This window comes from Albidovulum sp., from assembly GCF_008933605.1.
In the GTDB taxonomy this organism is placed as follows: domain Bacteria; phylum Pseudomonadota; class Alphaproteobacteria; order Rhodobacterales; family Rhodobacteraceae; genus Albidovulum.
In genome coordinates this window covers 31232-46092 of the sequence record NZ_WBUS01000011.1, presented here as the reverse complement: position 1 = coordinate 46092, position 14861 = coordinate 31232, and the positions used below count along the sequence as shown (strand labels likewise).

Genomic DNA, 14861 nt, shown 5'->3' with positions numbered 1-14861 from the left:
GCGCAAGACGGCCTTCGCGGGACGGGCGCCCGGCGACGCGGCGCGGCTTGCGGCCGGACTCGCGCGCTTCGCGGGCCAACCGCTCGCCGGCTACATGCCGATGCGGACGGAAATCGACTGCCTGCCGGCGATGGAAGCGCATGATGGTCCCGTCGCCGTGCCGGTGATCCTCGCCCCCGGCGAGGCGCTGAGGTTCCGCCGCTGGACTCCCCAGGCGCGGATGGTTCCCGGGGACTTCGGCGCGCTGATCCCCGAGGCGGGCGACTGGATCGAGCCTCGGGTGCTGATCGTGCCGCTTCTGGCCTTCGACCGGCGGGGCTACCGGCTCGGCTATGGCGGCGGCTTCTACGACCGGACGCTGGAGGGCCTCAGGGCCCGTGGCCCGGTGACCGCCATCGGCTTCGCCTTCGCGGCGCAGGAGGTGGCGGCGGTGCCAACGGAAGCGACCGACCAGAGGCTCGACCTGATCATCACGGAAGATGAAACGATCGCGCCCGGCGCATGATCCGGCCGGCCGTTGGGAGAGGCGCGCTGCCGGAGGTCAGCCCCGGCGCCGGCGCCAAGCCGCGATCGCCAGAACGCCCGCGCCGAGGAGGAGCCCCGAGGCCGGCAGCGGCACCGGGGCGATGCCGCCGAAGCTTATGCTGTCAAGCTCGATATGCCCGCAGGGCGCGTCGCAATTGGCCCGGGTATCGGGATAGATCAGTTCGATGGAGAACGCATCCAGACCGGCGAAGGCCGAGTCGAGCACGATATCCTGAGCGGTCCCGAAGACCGGCGACATCGTGACATGGTCACGGACAACCTGTACCCCGTCGAGGAAACCGCGGATAAGGATGCTGCCGGTAACGGTCGGGGCCTCGTCGAAGAAAGCGAAGCCAAGCGAGACGAAGGAGAAGCCGAGGACGTCAAAGGTCGAACCCGTCGTGAAGATCACCCCTTCGGTGAAGCCTGCGGGCGCGTCGTCGATGTGCAGGGCCCCGGCCATCGTGAACTCGGAAAGGATGCCGCCGAACGGGTCCGTCGAGGTCACGGTGACGCCGTTCTCGACATAGGGCAGGTCAAGGCCGCCATGGCTGTCGTAGTACGCCGGCGACAGGTAGTCGAAGGTGACGGTCCGTGCCGACGCGGGTTCCGCAAGTCCGGCAACGACAGAGCCTGCCAGGAGCGCGGCCGTCCGGAGGGATCTGATCACCATGGGGCACCTCGATACCGTGACTGCAATCGTTCCTCGAAGGGTAGCGGCGGTGTTCGCGGGGCGTCAACGAATACGGCAAGATCTGGGCAATTGGGGCGGAACTGAGGCGAATGGGTCACGCGCGCGCGCGGGCACAAGGCTGCCCGGCTTCCGGCGCCGAACTCCACCCGCGTCTCGTGCTTGCCCTTGGACCGCAGGCCGACTAGGCAGGAGCCATGCGGATCCTCTTTCTCGGCGATGTCATGGGGCGGGCAGGGCGCGCGGCCGTAACGGCGCGGCTGCCGGGCCTGCGCGCGAACTGGGCGCTGGATTTCGTGGTCGTGAACGGCGAGAACGCGACCTCCGGGGCGGGTCTGTCGCCCGAGCACGCCAAGGCGCTCCTCGCGGCCGGCGCCGACTGCCTGACGCTCGGCGACCATGCCTTCGACCAGAAGGACATGCTCTCCTTCATCGAGACCGAGCCGCGCATCCTTCGGCCGCTGAACTATGCGAAGACAGCGCCCGGGCGGGGCGCGCGCGTGTTCGCAGCCACCGGCGGCCGGAAGGTGATGGTCGCGCAGGCGCTCGGCCAGGTCTTCATGAAGCGGCCCTTCGACGATCCCTTTTCGGCGGTGGACGCCGTTCTGCGTGCGCATCCCCTTGGCGGCGCGGTGCAGGCGACGCTCATCGACATGCATTGCGAGGCGACGAGCGAGAAGATGGGCATGGGCCACTGGTGCGACGGACGCGCGAGCCTCGTCGTCGGCACCCATACCCATGTCCCCACGGCGGATGCCCAGGTGCTTCCGGGCGGCACGGCCTTCCAGTCCGACGCCGGCATGTGCGGCGACTACAACTCGGTCATCGGGATGGAAAAGCTCGAACCGATGCGCCGCTTCGTCACCGGCATGGGAAAGGATCGCTTCACCCCCGCGGCGGGCGAGGCGACGCTCTGCGGCACGCTGGTGGAGACCGACGACCGCAGCGGCCTTGCCACTGCGGTGCACATGATCCGGCTCGGGGGCCGGCTCGCGCCATCCGGCCCGTGATTCCCGGCCGCGAACCGGGGGCGCCCCGCCGGTTCCGGCCCATGCCCATGGCCGCATCGGCAACGATTCGGGCCCGTGCCCGGGATATGTGCCCCGTTTCGCGAGTCCTTGCGGCCCGTGCCGGCGCGGCTTGCCCAATCGCCCCGCGTCGATATGATCGCGCCGCATGACACGCGGTATCGGTGAATGATCACTCTGCCCCTCTCGCCGGACGGTGAGGCGATTCTCACATTGCTCATCGTCGCGGGCATGTTCGTCATGTTCGTGCGCGAGAGATTCCCGACCGAGGTCGTCGCGATCGCCGGCGCCGCGCTCTTCCTCGTCCTCGGCATCCTGCCCTATGACGAGGCATTGAAGTCGCTCACGAATCCCGCACCCTGGACGATCACGGCCATGTTCCTCATCATGGGGGCGCTGGTCAGGACCGGCGTGCTGGAATGGCTGACGCACACGGCCGAGGCCAATGCCGGCCACCGTCCGACGGTGACGCTGATCATCCTTTTCGGCTTCGTGGCGCTCGCGTCGGCTTTCCTGAACAACACGCCGGTCGTCGTGGTGATGATCCCGGTGATGGTCTCGATCGCCCGAAAACTCCACATCTCGGCCTCCAAGCTCCTGATCCCGCTGTCCTATGCGGCCATCCTCGGCGGCACCGTCACGCTCATCGGCACCTCGACGAACCTTCTCGTCGACGGTGTGGCCAAGGCGCAGGGAATGAAGCCCTTCTCGATCTTCGAGATCACTCCCCTCGGCGCGATCCAGGTCCTCGTCGGCATGATCTATGTCGCCACGATCGGCCGCCGGCTCCTGCCCGACCGGCAATCGATGGGCGTAATGCTCGGCGACCGGCGCAAGCTCAAGTTCTTCACGGAGGTCGCGGTGCCCGAGGACTCCAAGCTCGCCGGCCAGCGGGCGCTCGAGGTCGACCTCTTCAAGCGTCCGGGCGTGCGGGTGATCGACGTCCTGAGGGGCGACGCCTCGCTGCGCCGCGACCTCGATCCGGTGGTGCTGCAGGCGGGCGACCGCGTGGTGCTCCGCACCGAGATGGCGGAGCTGCTGGGCCTGCAGGAGAATAGGGACATCCGACTTGTCGACAAGCTCTCCTCCGTCCAGACCGAGACGGTGGAGGTGCTGATCTCGCCCGGATGCCGGATGGTCGGCCGCTCGCTCGGCGAACTGCGCCTGCGGCGGCGCTACGGTGTCTACACGCTCGCCGTGCACCGCCGGAACCAGAACATCGGCCGCCAGCTCGACGACCTTGTCGTCGTGGTGGGCGACACCCTGCTCCTCGAAGGCGCCCCCGAGGATATCCAGCGGCTCGCGGCCGACATGGAACTCGTCGACGTGACGAAACCCACCGTGAAGGCCTACCGGAGGTCGAAGGCCCCGATCGCCTTCGGTGTGCTCGCGGGGATCGTGGCGCTCTCGGGGCTTGGCGTCGCGCCGATCCTGTCCTTGTCGGTGGTGGGGGTGGCGCTCGTGCTTCTGGCCCGCTGCATCGACGCGGACGAGGCTTTTTCCTTCATCGAGGGCCGGCTCCTCGCGCTGATCTTCGCGATGCTCGCGGTGGGCGCCGCGCTCGACCATTCCGGCGCGGCGGAGCTTCTCGTCAGCTGGGTCAGCCCGGCCCTCCGCGACCTGCCGCCGCAGTTCGTGGTGCTTGCGGTCTATCTGCTGGCGATGGTGATGACCGAGATCATCTCGAACAACGCGGTGGGGGTGATCTTCACGCCCGTGGCCATCGAACTCGGCCATTCGCTCGGGCTCGACCCGCGCGGCCTTGTCGTCGCCGTCATGTTCGCGGCGTCTGCGGCCTTCTCGACGCCTATCGGCTACCAGACCAACATGCTGGTCTACGGGCCGGGGGGCTACAGGTTCTCGGACTACCTGAAGGTCGGCATTCCCCTGAACCTCCTCCTTGCGCTCACGGCCTGCATGACCATCCCGGCTCTCTGGCCGCTCTAGGTCGGGTCAAAGCGGCCAGAAGAAGAGGATCGCCGGCAGGCCCGTGGCGATCACGAGAACCTCGAGCGGCAACCCCATCGGCCAGTAGTCGCCGAACCGGTAGCCGCCGGGGCCGAGGATCAGCATGTTGTTCTTGTGACCGATGGGCGTGAGAAACGCGCAGGAGGATGCGACGGCCACCGCCATCAGGAACGGATCGGGCGAGGCTCCCAGCGCATGGGCCATGGAGATGCCGACCGGCGCGGCGACGATCGCGGTCGCAGTGTTGTTGAGCACGTCCGACAGCGACATCGTCACCACCATCAGCAGGAGCAGCGCCACCCATGCGGGCGCGCCGAGCGAGAGGCTGACGAGCGCCGCCGCAATCAGGTCCGTGCCGCCGGAGCTTTCGAGCGCGCCGCCGAGCGGGATCATCGAGCCGAGAAGTACGATCACCGGCCACTCGACATGATCGTAGATCTCGGCCAGCTGCAGGACGCCACTGGCGACATAGGCGATCACGACGATGCCGAGGGCGATGGGAAGGTCGATCAGCCCGACGCTCGCCGCGACCACGGCCGCCGCGAAGATGCCCACGGCGGGCCAGAGCTGGTGCTCCTTCGTGACCGAAACGCTGCGCCCCCCGAGTGGAAGGCAGCCCAGCCACTCGATGACCTGGTCGGCCGCATCCGCCGGAGTCAGGAGCAGCAGGATGTCGCCGGCCCGGATGCGGGTCTTTCGCAGAGGGCCGCGGATCCGCTGGCCGCGGCGGGAAATGCCGAGCAGCACACTGCGCTGGCGCCAGGTCAGCCCGACCGCATCGGTCGTCTTGCCGCGGACGCGCGCCGTGGCCGGAACCACCGCCTCGACCACGTCGAAGCCGGCCTTCTCGGCGGTGAGATAGGTCTTGCGGCGCTGGTCGGCGAAGTCCAGCCGCAGACCGGACCGCAGCTCGTCGAGAGCCTCGGCTCCCGCCTCGAAGAGCAGCACGTCGCCCGCTTCGATGATCCGGTCGCGGGCCACGGCATAGCGCCGCTTGCGGTCGCGGATCAGGGCCAGGACGGTTGCGTTCGACCTGTCGGCCTCGTCGAGAAGCGCCGACATCGGCTTGCCCACGAGGCGCGATTGCTCGCCGACGACCAGTTCGGCGAGATAGGCGGCGGGGGCCGCGGCCGTCCCGGCATCTGCCCGGCGGGGGATCAGTCGCCAGCCGACCAGCGCGACGAAGAGTGTGCCGGCCAGCGCGACGACCGCCCCGACCGGCGCGAAGTCGAACATCCGGAACGGCGCTCCGAGCGACTCCTGCCGCAGGGTCGCGATGATGATGTTGGGGGGCGTGCCGATCAGCGTGATCATCCCGCCGAGAATCGTCGCGAAGGACAGCGGCATGAGCGACATCGCCGGTTCGCGCCCGGCCTTGCGGGCGGTCTCCACATCGACGGGCATGAGCAGCGCGAGGGCCGCGACATTGTTCATGAAGGCCGACAGGAGTCCGCCCGTGGCCCCCATCACCGCGATATGGCCCTGAAGCGGACGCTCCGGACTGAGCAGCCGCCGCGCGATCGCCATGACGACCCCGGCGCGCGTGAGACCGGCCGAGACGACGAGGACGAGCGCCACGACGAGGGTCGCCGGGTGGCCGAACCCCGCGAACGCGGCCTCGGCGGGCACGACGCCGAGCACGACGGCGGCCAGCAAGGCCGAGAAGGCGATGAGATCATAGCGCCAGCGCCCCCAGATGAGCGCTGCGAAGACAAGCCCGAAGAGCGCGAAGAGGATGGTCTGCTGCTGTGTCATGACCCCAGTGAACCGGTCGCGTCTGCGGAATGCAACCGGTGCTCCGGCTTGCAGGTTCCCCGCCCTCTGACATATAGAGGCGCCGGTTTACCGAAAGCACGGACGGAGAGGGTCATGGCAGGCCATTCGAAATGGGCCAACATCCAGCATCGCAAGGGCAAGCAGGACAAGCTGCGCTCCAAGATGTTCTCGAAGCTTGCGAAGGAAATCACCGTCGCCGCCAAGATGGGCGACCCCGATCCCGACAAGAACCCGCGCCTCAGGCTCGCCGTGAAGGCGGCGAAGTCGCAGTCGATGCCGAAGGACGTGATCGACCGCGCGATCAAGAAGTCGCAGGGCGGTGACGCGGCGGACTACACCGAGATCCGCTACGAGGGCTATGGCCCGAACGGCATCGCCGTGATGGTCGAGACGATGACCGACAACCTCAACCGCACCGCTTCCAACGTGCGCAGCACCTTCGCCAAGTTCGGCGGCAACCTCGGTACCACCGGCTCCGTCAGCTTCATGTTCGACCGGGTGGGAGAGATCACGTTTGCCGCCTCGGCCGGGGATGCCGACACGGTGATGATGGCCGCGCTCGAAGCCGGCGCCGAGGACGTGGAGTCCGACGACGAGGGCCATTGGATTTACTGCGCTGCCGACAGCCTTTCGGACGTGACCGAAGCGCTGGAACGGCAACTCGGCGAATGCGAGGAAGCCAAGCTCGTCTGGAAGCCGCAGACCCGCACCGATGTGGACCTTGAGACCGCGCAGAAGCTGATGCGGCTCATCGACACGCTCGAGGAGGACGATGACGTGCAGACCGTCACCGCGAACTTCGACGTGCCGGAAGAGGTGGCCGCCCAGCTCTGACCGCGCGCGGATCTCAGGCCAGCGCAGCCGCGGCCGCCCGTCGCACGGAGGCCGTGAGCGGAGCCAGCGCCCGCCCGGCGAGTCGCGTCACCTGCCAGTGGAGCGCGAGATCCAGCGTCCTGTCCGCCAGTGCCACCAGCTTGCCGGCGGCGATTTCCCCGCGGATGAGGGGCAGGGGGTTCATGCCCCAGCCGATCCCGAGCCGGGCGGCCTCGACGAAGGCATGGCTTGACGCCACGAGATGGGTCGGCAGCGATACCGTCCGCCCGGCAATGTCGCGTGCCCAGTCGGCCTGAAGCCGGTCCTTGCGGTTGAAGGTGAGGGCAGGGGCCGCGGCAAGGGCCTCTGCCGTCACCCCGTCCGGAAACCAGCGCGCCACGAATGCGGGGCTGGCCGTCGCGACGTAGGCGAGCCGGCCGAGCGGGTGCGCGTCACAGCCGGCGAGGGGGGCGCCATGGGCGGTCACTGCCGCCTGCACCTCGCCCCGGCGGAGGAGGTCGGCCGAGTGGTCCTGATCGTCGATGACAAGATCGAAGAGAAGCCCCGGCACCGTTGCGAGCGCCGGCAGGAACCAGGTCGCGAGGCTGTCGGCGTTGACGGCGATGCGCACCTGCGCCAGACCCTCAGCCTGCCCGAGATCGGTGGCGAGCGTGCGCTCCAGAAGCGCCACCTCCTCGGCGTGCCGCGCCAGCCGGGCGCCGGCCGTGGTCGGCCGGCACGGGTCCGCGCGGACGACGACGGCGGTGCCGAGCCGTTCCTCGAGGCCGCGGATGCGCTGCGAGACCGCCGAGGGCGTGACGTTCAGCGCCGCTGCGGCGGCCTCGAAACTGCCGGTGCGGAGGATCGCGGCGAGTGCCTGCAGATGAGCGGGTTCAAACATTAGCCGAACTTATCTGAGCTTCATCAGTTTAACTGGAATGATCTCCTCCGCAGGGATAGTCAAGGCGCGTCGCGGTCACGGAGCCCACAATGCCCATCCCCTTTCTCGCCGGTTTCCAGATTTCGCTCGGCCTGATCATGGCGATCGGGGCGCAGAATGCCTTTGTCCTGCGCCAGGGTCTCCGGCGCGAGCATGTGCTCGCCGTCTGCCTCTTCTGTGCCGCCTCGGATGCCGTTCTCATCGCCGCGGGGGTGGCCGGCATGGGGACGCTGGCCGACCGCGTGCCGGCGGCGGGTGCGGTACTGCGCTGGGGCGGGGTGGCCTTCCTTCTCTGGTACGGCGCGCGCGCCTTCCGCGCCGCCTGGGCGGGTGGCGAGACGCTTCAGGCCGCGCGGGGGGGCGGTGAGCCCCTGACCCGGGTCATCGCGACGCTGGCGCTCCTGACCTGGCTCAACCCGCATGTCTGGCTGGATACGGTCGTGCTGATCGGCTCCATCGCATCGCAGTACTCCGGCGGATCGGTCGGCTTTGCTGCGGGGGCGGCGACGGCCTCCTTCGTCTTCTTCCTGTCGCTTGGCTTCGGCGCGCGGCTTCTCGCGCCGCTTTTCGCCCGGCCGCGCGCCTGGCAGGTGCTCGACGGGGTGGTCGGCATCATCATGTGGACGATCGCGGCCCGGCTGGCCATCGGATGAGCTGCGGGGATGCCCCCTTGCGGCCGCCCGTCTGATCGCGTTCTGTCGGCGTCATGGCGACCACCGATCAAGACCGCCCGCTCGCCGGGATCCTCTGGATGCTCGCGACGGGGCTGTCCTTCGTCGTCGTGACCGGCGCCGTGCGCCATGTCGGGACCGGCCTTCCGGCCGCGCAGTCGGCCTTCATCCGGTTCCTCTTCGGCCTGGTCTTCCTCATGCCCTCGCTCGTCCCCGTTCTGCGCCGCGGCCTGCCTGCTGGCGCCTGGCCGCTCGTTCTCGGCCGCGGGGGGCTCCATGTCGTCGCGGTCACGCTCTGGTTCTTCGCGATGGCGCGCATCCCCGTGGCGGAAGTCACGGCCATCGGTTACCTCAACCCGATCGTCGTGACGGTCGGCGCGGCGCTCCTCTTCGGCGAGACGCTCGCCGCGCGGCGGATCGCGGCCATCGCGATCGCCCTCCTTGGCGCGCTGGTGGTCCTGCGGCCGGGCTTGCGCGAGGTGACGCCGGGCCATCTCGCGCAACTCGGCGCGGCCGTGAGCTTCGGGTTGTCCTACCTCATCGCCAAGCGGCTCTCGGCGGATCTGCCGGCCGGTGCCCTTGTGGCGCTCCTGTCGCTCACGGTCACGGTCGGGCTTGCGCCCCTCGCGCTCTCCGCCTGGGTGCCGCCCGCACCCGAACAACTCGCCTGGCTCGGCGTCGTCGCGGTCTTCGCGACCTTCGGCCATTATGCCATGGCGCGGGCCTTCGCCGCCGCGCCGCTTACGGTCACTCAGCCCGTGACCTTCCTGCAGCTCGTCTGGGCGAGCCTGCTCGGATGGCTGGCCTTCGACGAGGCCGTCGATCCGTTCGTCCTTCTCGGCGGCGCCATGATCATCGCCGCGATCAGCTACATGACCTGGCGCGAGGCGACGGCCCGTCGGCGCGCGATCACGCCGCCCGCCGACGCGGCGAAGCTCTGAGCCGCGCCTCCCGGCCCGCCGCCGGGCGAGGGGCGCTCGGCGCTGACGACCTTCCGCCGGAAGGCCGTGAGAGCGCTCTTCAGCCCCGCGGGTCCAGAAGCCGCGCGATCACGGTCTTGCGCGAGACCTGGCCGACGACCGCGCCGTGGTCGGTCACCTCGAGCGCGCGCGTCTCGTCCTTGAGCCGCGCCATGACTTCCTTGATCGGCGTGTCGATGTCGGTCGTCCCCGCGGTGGGGATCGCGTTCGGCGTCGGCTCCACCGCGTCGCGCGCGGTCAGGACGGAAAGCGGGTTCATGTGGTTGACGAAGTCGGCCACGTAGTCCGAGACCGGGTTGGCGATGATCTCGCGCGCCGTGCCGCACTGGACGATCCGCCCGCCTTCCATCAGCGCGATCCGGTTGCCGATCTTGAACGCCTCGTCGAGGTCGTGGCTGACGAAGATGATCGTGCGCTTGAGCTTTTCCTGCAGGTCCAGCAGTTCGTCCTGAAGCCGGGTGCGGATCAAGGGATCGAGCGCCGAGAACGGTTCGTCCATCAGCAGGATCGGCGCATCGGTGACGAAGGCGCGGGCCAGGCCGACACGCTGCTGCATGCCCCCGGAAAGTTCGCCCACCTTGGCGTCGGCGCGTTCGTAAAGACCGACGAGCTTCAGTTGCGCATCGACCTTCTCGCGCATCGCCTCGGCCGTCATGCCGGCGAGTTCCAGCCCCAGTCCGACGTTTTCGCGCACCGTCCGCCAGGGCAGGAGGCCGAACTGCTGGAACACCATCGCCACGCATTCTCGGCGCACGCGCAGGAGGTCTTCCTTCGACGCGCCGCCGACTTCGCAGTTCCAGTCGCCGTCGTGGATCGTCACCGATCCGCGGCAGACCTTGTTGAGCCCGTTGACGGCCCGCAGGAGCGTCGACTTGCCCGACCCCGACAGGCCCATGAGCACCAGGATCTCGCCGCGTGCCACGGTCAGCGAGCAGTCGTGGACGCCCAGCACCTGGCCGGTGGCCTTCTGGATCTCGGTGCGGCTCTGCCCCTGGTCCATCAGTGGCAGGGCGCGTTCGGGATGGTCGCCGAAGACGATGTTGACCTTGTCGAACGCGACTGCGATTTCGGGCGCGGCGGTCATTTCGCGTCTCCCTTCCGCAGCATCCGGTCAAGCACGATGGCCACGACCACGATGACAAAGCCGGACTCGAACCCCAACGCCGTGTTGACGGAGTTCAGCGCCCTGACGACCGGAACCCCAAGTCCGTCCGCCCCTACGAGCGCGGCGATCACCACCATCGACAGCGACAACATGATCGTCTGGTTCAGCCCCGCCATGATCTGCGGCAGCGCATAGGGAAGCTCGGCCTTGTATAGCACCTGCCGCTTCGTCGCGCCGAAGGCGGTCAGCGCCTCGGTCAGCGCGAGCGGCGTGTTGGAGACGCCCAGATGCGTCAGCCGGATCGGCGCGGGCAGCACGAAGATCACCGTTGCGATCAGCCCGGGCACCATGCCGAGCCCGAAGAAGACGATGGCCGGGATCAGGTAGACGAAGGTGGGCAGGGTCTGCATCAAGTCGAGGACCGGCTGCATCGCCGCATAGAGCTTCGGCCGGTGGGCGGCTGCGATTCCGATGGGCACACCCAGCCCCATGCAGACGACGCAGGAGGCGAGGATCAGCGTCAGGCTTTCCGTGGTCGGCTTCCAGTAACCCTGGTTGAGGATGAAGAGCAGGCCCAGGAGGACCAGGAGGCAGATTTTCCAGTTGCGCTGGAGATACCAGGTCAGCGCCACCGCGATGGCGACGATGATCAGCGGATGCGGCGTCTCCAGCAGCCACAGGATTCCCGCGATCAGCCCCTCCATGACCCATGACATGAAGTCGAAGACCGGTTTGAGGTTCTCCTTCATCCAGTCGAAGGCAACCTTCGACACCTTTCCGACCGGAATCTTGTGGTCGGCCAGCCAAACGCTTTCGAGCCAGCTCCAGTCCATCGCGTCCCCCTCCCGCGCAGGTCCATATGGAAAGCGGCAACAGACGGGTCCGTTGCCGCTCTCCGCATCGCCTCAGTCCCGGCGCCTCAGCCGAGGGCCGCGCTGACCGCCGCCATCGCGTCGCCGCCATCCTTCGTCGTGACGCCGTCGAGCCAAGGGGTCATCGCGTCGGGGTTGGCCTTCAGCCACTCCTTCGCCGCCTCCATCGGATCGGCCCCGTCGTTCAGGATCTTGCCCATGATCTCGTTCTCCATCTGGAGCGAGAACTCGAGGTTCTGGAGGAGCTTGCCGGTGTTCGGGCATTCGGCGACATAGCCCTTGCGGACGTTCGTGGCCACTTCCGCGCCCCCGAAGTTCGGTCCGAAGACGTCGTCGCCCCCCGCAAGGTAGGTCATCTTGAAGTTCGCGTTCATCGGATGCGGTTCCCAGCCGAGGAACACGATCGGCTTGCCGTCGCCGTCATGCTTGGCGACCTCGGCCAGCATCCCCTGCTCGGAACTTTCCACGAGCTTGAAGTCGCCCAATCCGAAGGTGTCGGCGGCGATCATGTCGAGGATCAGGCGGTTGCCGTCGTTGCCGGGCTCGATGCCGAATATCTGGCCTTCCAGCGCATCCTTGTTGGCGTCGATCTTGGAGAAGTCGTCGATCCCCAGGGCCGCGCCGGCCTCGTTAGTCGCCAGCGTGTACTTCGCGCCCGTCAGGTTGGTGCGCACCGTCTCGACCGTGCCAGCGTCGCGATAGGGCGCGATGTCGGCCTCCATCGTCGGCATCCAGTTGCCGAGGAACACGTCGATGTCGCCCTCGGCAAGCCCGGTATAGGTCACCGGCACGGAGAGGATCTTGGTCTCCGTCTCGTAGCCGAGCGCCTGCAGGATCGTGCTTGCGACCGCGGTGGTCGCCGTGATGTCGGTCCAGCCGACGTCCGAGAAGATGATGCTGTCGCAGCCGGCCGCATTGGCCGGGGCCGTGACGACAAGCGCGGCGGTCGCCAGGAGGCTTGCGCGCAGGCTGTTGGCGAGGATCATGGTGTTGCTCCCTGTTTTGTTGATTGATGAGTCAATAAACTTTAGTTTCCCGCTTTCGCGCAAGGAAAATCTTTGCCCCTCGGGCATTCCCCGGGGCCATCCGGGGGAGCGTAGAACAAGTTTGCGCTCTGGAAAAGGAAGCTCTGGAGCGGCACCGAAGGTTTTTCTTGATTGACGAGTCAATAAAAGGTCAGCTAGCGATGGAGAGACCGAAAGGATGGAACGATGCCGAAACTGGGGATGGAACCGATTCGCAAGGCGGCGCTGGTCAAGGCGACGATCACCGAGATCGGCCGCGCCGGGTCGCTCGATGTCACGGTGAGCCAGATCGCCAAGCGCGCGGGCATGTCCTCGGCGCTGGCGCATCACTATTTCGGCTCGAAGGAGCAGATATTCCTCGCCGCGATGCGCCATATCCTGACCCTCTACAGCGCGGAGGTGCGCGGGGCGCTGGCGGCGGCCGAAGGGCCGAAGGGACGGGTGCAGGCCATCGTCCGGGCGAGCTTTGCCACATCGAGTTTCCGGCGCGAGGTGATCGGCGCCTGGTTGAACTTCTACGTCCTCGCCCAGACCTTGCCGGAGGCGCGGCGGCTGCTCGGCGTCTATCAGCGCCGGCTGCAGTCCAACCTCGTCCATTCGCTCCGCCCGCTCGTCGGCGTCAGGGCAGAGGCGGTCGCGAGGGCATTGGGCGCGATGATCGACGGTGTCTACATCCGCGAGGCGCTGAAGCCCGGCGCGCCCGACAGCCCGGGCGCGGCCGGAATCGTGCTCGACTGTCTGGAACGGGAGCTTGCGGCATGACCGAAGCGGATTACGTCGTCGTCGGCGCCGGCTCGGCCGGCTGCGCCATGGCCTACCGGCTCGCCGAAGCGGGGCGGAGCGTGGTCGTCATCGAACACGGCGGATCGGACGTCGGTCCGTTCATCCAGATGCCGGGCGCACTGTCCTATCCGATGAACATGGGGATCTACGATTGGGGCTTCCGGACGGAGCCCGAGCCGCATCTGGGCGGCCGCACGCTTGCCACGCCGCGCGGCAAGGTGATCGGCGGTTCTTCCTCGATCAACGGCATGGTCTTCGTGCGCGGCCACGCCAAGGACTTCGACCACTGGGCAGAGAGCGGCGCGGCTGGCTGGGCCTATGCCGACGTGCTCCCCTACTTCCGGCGGATGGAAACCTGGCACGGCGGCGATGGCGGGGCGTTCCGGGGCACCGACGGCCCGCTTCACGTCACCCGGGGGCCGCGCCGCAACCCCCTCTTCCACGCCTTCGTGGAGGCGGGCCGGCAGGCCGGCTACGAGGTCACCGAGGACTACAACGGCGAAAAGCAGGAAGGCTTCGGCCCGATGGAGGCGACGATCTGGCGCGGCCGGCGCTGGTCGGCGGCGAACGCCTATCTGAAACCCGCGATGAAGCGGCCGAACTGCCGGTTGATCCGGGCCCTCGCGCGCCGGGTCGTCCTCGACGCGGGCCGCGCGGTGGGCGTGGAGGTGGAGCGCGGCGGGCAGGTGGAGGTCATCCGCGCCCGCGCCGAGGTGATCCTCGCCGCCTCCTCGATCAACACCCCGAAGCTTCTCATGCTCTCCGGCGTCGGCCCGGCGCGGCACCTGTCCGAACACGGGATCGCGGTGGTGGCCGACCGTCCCGGTGTCGGGGCGAACCTGCAGGACCACCTCGAAGTCTACATGCAGTACGCCTCGCAAAAGCCCATCACGCTTTACAAATACTGGAATCTCTGGGGCAAGGCCATGGTCGGTGCCCAGTGGCTGTTCACCGGCACCGGACCCGGCGCTTCCAACCAGTTCGAAAGCGCTGCCTTCATCCGGTCGGACAAGGGCGTGGACTACCCGGACATCCAGTATCACTTCCTGCCCATCGCCGTGCGCTACGACGGCAGGGCCGTGGCCGAGGGCCACGGATTCCAGGCCCATGTCGGACCGATGCGGTCGAAGTCGCGCGGCTCCGTGACGCTGCGCTCGGCCGATCCCAAGGCCCCGCCGGTCATCCGCTTCAACTACATGTCGCATCCCGACGACTGGGCGGAGTTCCGCAAATGCGTGCGGCTTACCCGCGAGATCTTCGCGCAGGAGGCGTTCCGTCCCTTCGTGAAGCACGAGATCCAGCCCGGACCGGCCGTCGAGTCGGACGCGGAGATCGACGCCTTCCTGCGCGAACACGCCGAAAGCGCCTATCACCCCTGCGGCACCGCGAAGATGGGCCGGCGTGACGATCCGATGGCGGTCGTGGGGCCCGATTGCCGGGTGATCGGCGTCGAAGGGCTCAGGGTTGCCGACAGTTCGATCTTCCCGCGCATCACCAACGGCAACCTCAACGCGCCCTCGATCATGGTGGGCGAGAAGGCGGCCGACCATGTGCTTGGCCGGCCCATGCTCGCGTCGGCCAATTCCGAACCCTGGACCAGCCCGCGCTGGCGGACCGCGCAACGCTAGGCACCCTTTTCGCGGCGCGTGCGCTCTGGCTATGCTCTGCGAGTGGCGTGGCCGGA

14 protein-coding genes are annotated in these 14861 nt (G+C 68.1%); 8 read left to right on the top strand and 6 right to left on the bottom strand.

Translation table 11 applies throughout. From position 1 onward, the window contains the following. The coding region (locus tag F9K34_RS03075) for a 5-formyltetrahydrofolate cyclo-ligase (protein WP_291335260.1) at nucleotides 1-505 on the top strand (505 nt) is incomplete at its 5' end. Nucleotides 506-541: 36 nt separating this feature from the next. Here the strand turns inward: F9K34_RS03075 and F9K34_RS03070 are convergent. After that, the gene (locus F9K34_RS03070) at nucleotides 542-1198 is read right to left on the bottom strand and encodes a PEP-CTERM sorting domain-containing protein (protein ID WP_291335258.1); all 657 of its coding nucleotides are present in this window, start codon (nucleotides 1196-1198) and stop codon (nucleotides 542-544) included. Nucleotides 1199-1413: 215 nt separating this feature from the next. On the opposite strand from F9K34_RS03070, the gene F9K34_RS03065 reads away from it, so the two are divergent. Continuing rightward, nucleotides 1414-2226 (top strand): TIGR00282 family metallophosphoesterase, encoded by an 813-nt coding sequence (locus F9K34_RS03065; protein WP_291335256.1) that lies wholly within the window; start codon nucleotides 1414-1416, stop codon nucleotides 2224-2226. 186 nt (nucleotides 2227-2412) lie between these two features. After that, nucleotides 2413-4191 (top strand): SLC13 family permease, encoded by a 1779-nt coding sequence (locus F9K34_RS03060; protein ID WP_291335255.1) that lies wholly within the window; start codon nucleotides 2413-2415, stop codon nucleotides 4189-4191. Between the two features lie 6 nt (nucleotides 4192-4197). On the opposite strand, the gene F9K34_RS03055 is transcribed toward F9K34_RS03060, so the two are convergent. Continuing rightward, nucleotides 4198-5967 carry an SLC13 family permease gene (locus F9K34_RS03055; RefSeq protein WP_291335253.1) on the bottom strand — a complete coding sequence of 590 codons (1770 nt, stop codon included), beginning with the start codon at nucleotides 5965-5967 and terminating at the stop codon, nucleotides 4198-4200. Between the two features lie 114 nt (nucleotides 5968-6081). Here F9K34_RS03055 and F9K34_RS03050 point away from each other — a divergent pair, with 114 nt between their 5' ends. Next, nucleotides 6082-6822, top strand: a complete 741-nt coding sequence (locus F9K34_RS03050; protein ID WP_291335251.1) for a YebC/PmpR family DNA-binding transcriptional regulator — start codon at nucleotides 6082-6084, stop codon at nucleotides 6820-6822. Nucleotides 6823-6835: 13 nt separating this feature from the next. On the opposite strand, the gene F9K34_RS03045 is transcribed toward F9K34_RS03050, so the two are convergent. Further along, nucleotides 6836-7702, bottom strand: coding sequence for a LysR family transcriptional regulator ArgP (locus F9K34_RS03045; protein WP_291335249.1), 867 nt, complete (start codon nucleotides 7700-7702; stop codon nucleotides 6836-6838). Between the two features lie 89 nt (nucleotides 7703-7791). Between F9K34_RS03045 and F9K34_RS03040 the strand changes: the two genes are divergently transcribed. Together F9K34_RS03040 and F9K34_RS03035 are read left to right on the top strand one after the other, a co-directional pair. Next, nucleotides 7792-8394 (top strand): LysE/ArgO family amino acid transporter, encoded by a 603-nt coding sequence (locus tag F9K34_RS03040; protein ID WP_291335247.1) that lies wholly within the window; start codon nucleotides 7792-7794, stop codon nucleotides 8392-8394. A 53-nt stretch (nucleotides 8395-8447) separates the two neighbouring features. Next, a complete protein-coding gene (locus F9K34_RS03035; RefSeq protein WP_291335245.1) occupies nucleotides 8448-9353 on the top strand; it encodes a DMT family transporter in 906 nt (301 codons plus the stop codon). 79 nt (nucleotides 9354-9432) lie between these two features. Here the strand turns inward: F9K34_RS03035 and choV are convergent, their stop codons facing one another. The 3 genes from choV to F9K34_RS03020 form a co-directional block, all read right to left on the bottom strand. Next, on the bottom strand, nucleotides 9433-10476 hold the full coding sequence (choV, locus tag F9K34_RS03030) for a choline ABC transporter ATP-binding protein (protein WP_291335243.1): 1044 nt from the start codon (nucleotides 10474-10476) through the stop codon (nucleotides 9433-9435). Further along, nucleotides 10473-11330, bottom strand: coding sequence for a choline ABC transporter permease subunit (choW, locus tag F9K34_RS03025; protein ID WP_291335241.1), 858 nt, complete (start codon nucleotides 11328-11330; stop codon nucleotides 10473-10475). The genes choV and choW overlap by 4 nt, the downstream gene beginning before the upstream one ends. Nucleotides 11331-11416: 86 nt before the next feature. Continuing rightward, the gene (locus tag F9K34_RS03020) at nucleotides 11417-12355 is read right to left on the bottom strand and encodes a choline ABC transporter substrate-binding protein (protein ID WP_291335239.1); all 939 of its coding nucleotides are present in this window, start codon (nucleotides 12353-12355) and stop codon (nucleotides 11417-11419) included. A 225-nt stretch (nucleotides 12356-12580) separates the two neighbouring features. Between F9K34_RS03020 and betI the strand changes: the two genes are divergently transcribed. Further along, entirely contained in the window at nucleotides 12581-13156 is a 576-nt protein-coding gene (gene betI / locus F9K34_RS03015) for a choline-binding transcriptional repressor BetI (protein ID WP_291335238.1), read from the top strand. Continuing rightward, the gene (gene betA / locus F9K34_RS03010; protein WP_291335237.1) at nucleotides 13153-14805 is read left to right on the top strand and encodes a choline dehydrogenase; all 1653 of its coding nucleotides are present in this window, start codon (nucleotides 13153-13155) and stop codon (nucleotides 14803-14805) included. The genes betI and betA overlap by 4 nt, the downstream gene beginning before the upstream one ends. Nucleotides 14806-14861: the final 56 nt, after the last annotated feature.